At 65.4% G+C, this 4422-nt stretch carries 6 protein-coding genes and 1 pseudogene; 2 read left to right on the top strand and 5 right to left on the bottom strand.

Annotated features, from left to right (window positions below):
* Positions 1-84: 84 nt before the first annotated feature.
* The 4 genes from Q4E95_RS10010 to Q4E95_RS10025 all read right to left on the bottom strand — a co-directional run bounded on the left by Q4E95_RS10010 (position 85) and on the right by Q4E95_RS10025 (position 1911).
* Entirely contained in the window at positions 85-447 is a 363-nt protein-coding gene (locus Q4E95_RS10010) for a DsrE family protein (RefSeq protein ID WP_303383170.1), read from the bottom strand.
* 81 nt (positions 448-528) lie between these two features.
* Positions 529-1068 (bottom strand): CDP-alcohol phosphatidyltransferase family protein, encoded by a 540-nt coding sequence (locus Q4E95_RS10015; protein ID WP_303383171.1) that lies wholly within the window; start codon positions 1066-1068, stop codon positions 529-531.
* A 29-nt stretch (positions 1069-1097) separates the two neighbouring features.
* Entirely contained in the window at positions 1098-1583 is a 486-nt protein-coding gene (locus Q4E95_RS10020) for an SRPBCC domain-containing protein (protein WP_303383172.1), read from the bottom strand.
* 1 nt (position 1584) lies between these two features.
* The gene (locus Q4E95_RS10025; protein WP_303383173.1) at positions 1585-1911 is read right to left on the bottom strand and encodes a helix-turn-helix transcriptional regulator; all 327 of its coding nucleotides are present in this window, start codon (positions 1909-1911) and stop codon (positions 1585-1587) included.
* A gap of 165 nt (positions 1912-2076) precedes the next feature.
* Here Q4E95_RS10025 and Q4E95_RS10030 point away from each other — a divergent pair, with 165 nt between their 5' ends.
* Both Q4E95_RS10030 and Q4E95_RS10035 read left to right on the top strand, forming a co-directional pair.
* A complete protein-coding gene (locus Q4E95_RS10030; RefSeq protein ID WP_303383174.1) occupies positions 2077-3195 on the top strand; it encodes a YbdK family carboxylate-amine ligase in 1119 nt (372 codons plus the stop codon).
* Positions 3196-3205: 10 nt separating this feature from the next.
* On the top strand, positions 3206-3946 hold the full coding sequence (locus Q4E95_RS10035) for a thioesterase II family protein (RefSeq protein WP_303383175.1): 741 nt from the start codon (positions 3206-3208) through the stop codon (positions 3944-3946).
* Between the two features lie 48 nt (positions 3947-3994).
* On the opposite strand, the pseudogene Q4E95_RS10040 reads toward Q4E95_RS10035, so the two are convergent.
* Positions 3995-4422: pseudogene (locus Q4E95_RS10040) on the bottom strand (hypothetical protein); the annotation flags it as partial.

Raw genomic sequence — 4422 nt, forward strand, 5'->3', positions numbered from 1 at the left:
GCGCCCATGCGTCAAGCGTAGGTGCCCCGCAACGGACGAGCCGCCCCGCGGATCGCGACACGAGCCACCACTGGGCCAGTGCGCTCAGAAACTGAACGTGGCCGTGCAATCATCGCCGATCCATTCCCACAATTGAACGGTTCCGGCGACTTCCGCATTGTCCACGAGTGAATCCGGATCCACGCCCTTGGCCTTGACGCAAATCCCGCAGGCAATATAATGCCCACCGGCGTGGGCGAATCGGTCCATGAGGTCGGGCAATGGTGGGCACCCTTCGCACGCCGTGCCCTTCGCGAAACCGGTGACGGCCAAGCGGACCGCTTCTTTGGTCAAGAAAATAAGTGTGTCTCGGCCTGATTCTGCGGCACCGACGGCGACCAGGAAAGCCACCGTCACTTTCTCCGCGTCCTCGAGGCCGGTGGTGAGTGTGATGGCTGCCTTGGTCATGATGCCCTCCAGAGGGCTGACGAGATCCCCCGCGGATCCCTATTTACAAGTATGACCCCTCGTGATAGTGAGTCAATGGCATCAGCGCTCCCGGGTATCGCCCCGACGTGCCGCCCGAATGTACCTCACGCCGGCGAGCATGTGCAGAGCTGCGCCGAGATCCGCCAGGGCACGGGGCATCCTCCCCAGCCGGCCTCGCTTCCCCGGACCTGCCGCCGCCACCAGTGCGACAAAGAGAATGGCGCTGCGCACCTTCCCCACAGAGGAGACGCGGAGCTGGCCGCGATAGGCGGCCTTGGACGTCAGCAGGGCTGTGGTGATGTCCACGATGAGTACCGTGATGGGAACGCTCCGAGGTAACTGCCCCGCCCGTGCGAGGCTCCACGCAATGGCGGCAATCCCCGCGCGGTCCGCGAGGGGATCAAGCGCCGAGCCGAGCACGGATTCCCAGTGCATCCGGCGAGCTAACTGGCCGTCCACCCAGTCCGTAGCGGCCCACGCGGCAACACCCACCGCGGTTCCCACGCCGGTCCGCCCGCTTCGGATGCGCCGAACCAAGGGAACGGTCGCAACGAGCCGAACGGCGGTGAACACATTGGGTAGCTGGTGGGTGATGCGCATGAGGGGTACAGGCCTTTCCGGTCCGGTGATCAGGCAGTCAGGAATGCGTCGATCTGATCGATCGACGAGGTCGCTCCCTCCTCCATACCCATGTCGAGGACCTCCTGCAAGGCCCCGGCGGAGGCGAACACCGACACGTACGTGGCGCGGACACCTTCTCCTGTCGATTCGAATAAGTAGCTGCACTCGGACGCGGGCAGGCCCTCGGCCGGTTCAAAATTCTCTGTCGCGAAAAAATCCTCGAACGTGAACCCGTTCGGCCGATCCACCCCCGTGATCCGCCACAGACCCGGGTACTTCTCCCCCTCGGGGCTCGTCATGAAGTACTTGGTGGTGCTGCCTTCCGTCAGTTCGTGTTCCACGAACGTGGCCGGGTAGGTGGGTGGTCCGAACACTTTTTCGAGCTGGCGGGGATCCGCGTACAGCTCCCACAACCGTTCCACCGTTGCGGAGAATTCCGCGACGATCGTGATCGAATAAGCGTCTACGTCTTTGGTGACCTCGATAACTGGCATCTCAACTGTCCTTCAATAGTTCGTCGATGCGGTCGATGCGGTCTCGCCACACCTGCTCGAACTCGTCGAGCAGTGCTGCCACGGATCGTACGGCCTGCACGTCACCGCGTGCGTGCTGTTCGCGACCCCGGCGCTGTTTGATCAGCAACCCGGAGCGCTCCAGAACGGCAACGTGTTTCTGTACTGCCGCGAACGACATGTTGTAGTTCGCGGCCAGAGCCGAAATCGACTGCCCCTCGGAGAGCACACGGCGGAGGATGTCACGCCGCGTGCGGTCCGCAAGCGCATGGAACAACCTGTCGGTGCGCTCCTCTGTGATCTGGCTCATAATGCCAATTTACAACCGATTGGTTGTACATGCAAGAGCCCAGCAATCCCATCCCGCCACCGAGAACCGAATTCCACCGGTGGATTGACGACCGGACGTTAGACTGCGGACCGATCCTTCATCCGTTATTGAGCCCGCCATCGGGAGATTGTGGGGCTACGTATCGTGACCACTTTCGGTATCGAAGAGGAATTCCTCCTCATGGACCGCGGCACGCAGCTGCCCGCGACACCCGCCCCGCAGCAGGCCGAAACCCTGCTCGCCATTGCTGCCGGCGGCGGCAAGGCCACGCCAGAATGGCTCACCTGCCAACTCGAGCACACCTCCCCCGTGTTCAGTGACGCCGCCATGGCGCTCGAATCACTGGTGAGCTTTCGGCGCGAACTCGCCGCCGTGGCCGGGTCCATGGGCTTCGACGCCGCGGCGACGGGTGCCGCACCCGACATTGCCGTGGCAGCCGCCCAGATCACCCCCGGCGAGCGCTACCACCGGTTGGCGGGCATGTCACCGGCCATCGCGGCGGACCAGTACCTCAACGGCATGCACGTGCACATTGGGTTGGACACTCTCGACGACGGCGTGCAAGCGCTCAACGGCTTGCGCCCGTGGCTGCCGCTCGTGGTGGCCTTGGGCGCCAACTCGCCCATCTGGCGTGGCTCCGACAGCGGATTCGCCTCGTGGCGTTCCATTCACTACCGCCGGTGGCTGGCCAACGGCATCCCCCCGCAGTTCGACAGCCTGGCCGATTACCGGGCCCGGCTGGACGCGCTCCTGCGCTTCGACGTGGTCGAGAGCCCCAGCACCCTGGCCTGGCTCACCCGTATTTCTTTCGCCCACGGCACCCTGGAAATCCGAGCGTGCGACGTTCAGCTCGAAGCCGGGGACGCCGTGGTCATTGCCCTGCTCATCAGGGCCTTGGTACGAATGGCCCTCGACACTCCGGTCCTCACCCGGATACCGCCCGAACTGTTAGAGGTTGCTACGTGGCAATCGGCGAAATTCGGCCTGTCGGGTTCCCTCATGGACCCCGCCACGGGAACACAGAAGCCCGCGGCGGATCTTCTGCATGAAACTCTCGAGCGACTCCAGCCGTACTTCGAAGGTGCCGAGGACCGGTCAGTGGTGCAGCACGGCCTGGAGCGCATGCTCTCGCACGGAACCGGAGCCGAGCGCCAGCGCCGAGCCATGCGGAACGGCGGCCTGAGCGGACTGCTGACCCACGCGTACACGTCATTGACGGCCCGCCCCGACCTACCCGGTGTGCTTCCCGCCGCACGGTGCTAGCGTGCCCACCATGGCTACCGATAACGTTCTTGCCCGCTGGGTGACGCCCCAGGGGATCCCGCAGCGCCGTCTCGTGTTCTTTCCCCACGCCGGTGCCGGCGGGTTGACGGGGCGCTCGCTGGCCGCCCACGACGTCGAGGTGCTCGCCCACCGCCGCCCCGGCCGGGAAGCGCGCATGGCCGAACCGGCCGCGGCATCCGTGGGGGATGTGGTGGACGAGGCCACCGCGGCATTGCTACCGGTTCTTGATTCCGATGAACTACCCACCGATGTGCTGGGGCATTCCTTCGGCGCACTGCTCGCCGCCGAATTCGTGACCCGCATGGAGCGCGAACGCCCGGGTCGTGTCCGGCGTCTCGTGGTGTCCGCCAAAGTACCGCCGCCGGACCCGAGCCCCGAGTTGGCGGCCGCGCTGCATGACGATCACGCGTTGGTTGAGTGGCTCGTGGGCCTGGGTGGCACTCCCGCTGAGCTCTTGGAGGACCCGGGAATGCGCGCCATGGTGCTCGACCCGCTGCGCGCGGACCTGACCGCCTCCATGAACTACCAGGGGGAACCGGCCCAGCTGAGCACTGCGCTGTTGGTGGTGGCAGCGGACGGCGACACGACGGCCCCACCGAGTGCGGTGGAGTCCTGGAGTACGTTCACCACGGGCCCGGCGCAGGTGCTTCGACTGCACGGCGGGCACCACGCACTCTTTGACCAGTCCGAGCTACTGCACGCGGCATTGCGCGAACCGGGCGCGAATTAATCCCCCACCGGGTCTGTGAATCCGCCACCCGGGTAGAGCACGCGGTTCTCAGCGGTCTTGCTCGACCGTTTTCATCAGGTCATCGAGAATACGCGCGTCCGGCATGTTGTAGTGGTTGCGACCGGTCAGCAGCTGAAGATCGACTCGTTCAAAGCCTTGGTCGTCGTAGAATGCCGCGCCGGACTCGGCGGCACTCACCGCATCGAACGGGGCCGATGTGGTGGAGCCGTCGTCCTCCGTGCCCGTGACCCACCACAGGGGCATGGTCTCCAGCTGGGACTCGGTGGGGTCCGTGGTGAGGCCCTGGGGGGCTCCTCCGCCTCCGACCAGCGCTGCTCCCCCGGTCACCAGGTCCCGGGGTCCGGCGAGAATTCCGTAGCTGAGCATCTCGGCGCCGCCGGAGTACCCCATCCAGGTGATGCGGTTGCGGTCCACGGGGTAATCCTGCAGGATCCGATCGTTCACCAGGGACGTCA

Origin of the sequence: Kocuria sp. (assembly GCF_030536815.1) — a bacterium.
Classification (GTDB): Bacteria; Actinomycetota; Actinomycetes; order Actinomycetales; family Micrococcaceae; genus Kocuria; species Kocuria gwangalliensis.

Bases quoted from the DNA above. Each gene is read 5' to 3' on its own strand.
- Q4E95_RS10010 (WP_303383170.1), bottom strand. From the start codon at position 447: ATGACCAAGGCAGCCATCACACTCACCACCGGCCTCGAGGACGCGGAG.
- Q4E95_RS10015 (WP_303383171.1), bottom strand. From the start codon at position 1,068: ATGCGCATCACCCACCAGCTACCCAATGTGTTCACCGCCGTTCGGCTC.
- Q4E95_RS10020 (WP_303383172.1), bottom strand. From the start codon at position 1,583: ATGCCAGTTATCGAGGTCACCAAAGACGTAGACGCTTATTCGATCACG.
- Q4E95_RS10025 (WP_303383173.1), bottom strand. From the start codon at position 1,911: ATGAGCCAGATCACAGAGGAGCGCACCGACAGGTTGTTCCATGCGCTT.
- Q4E95_RS10035 (WP_303383175.1), top strand. From the start codon at position 3,206: ATGGCTACCGATAACGTTCTTGCCCGCTGGGTGACGCCCCAGGGGATC.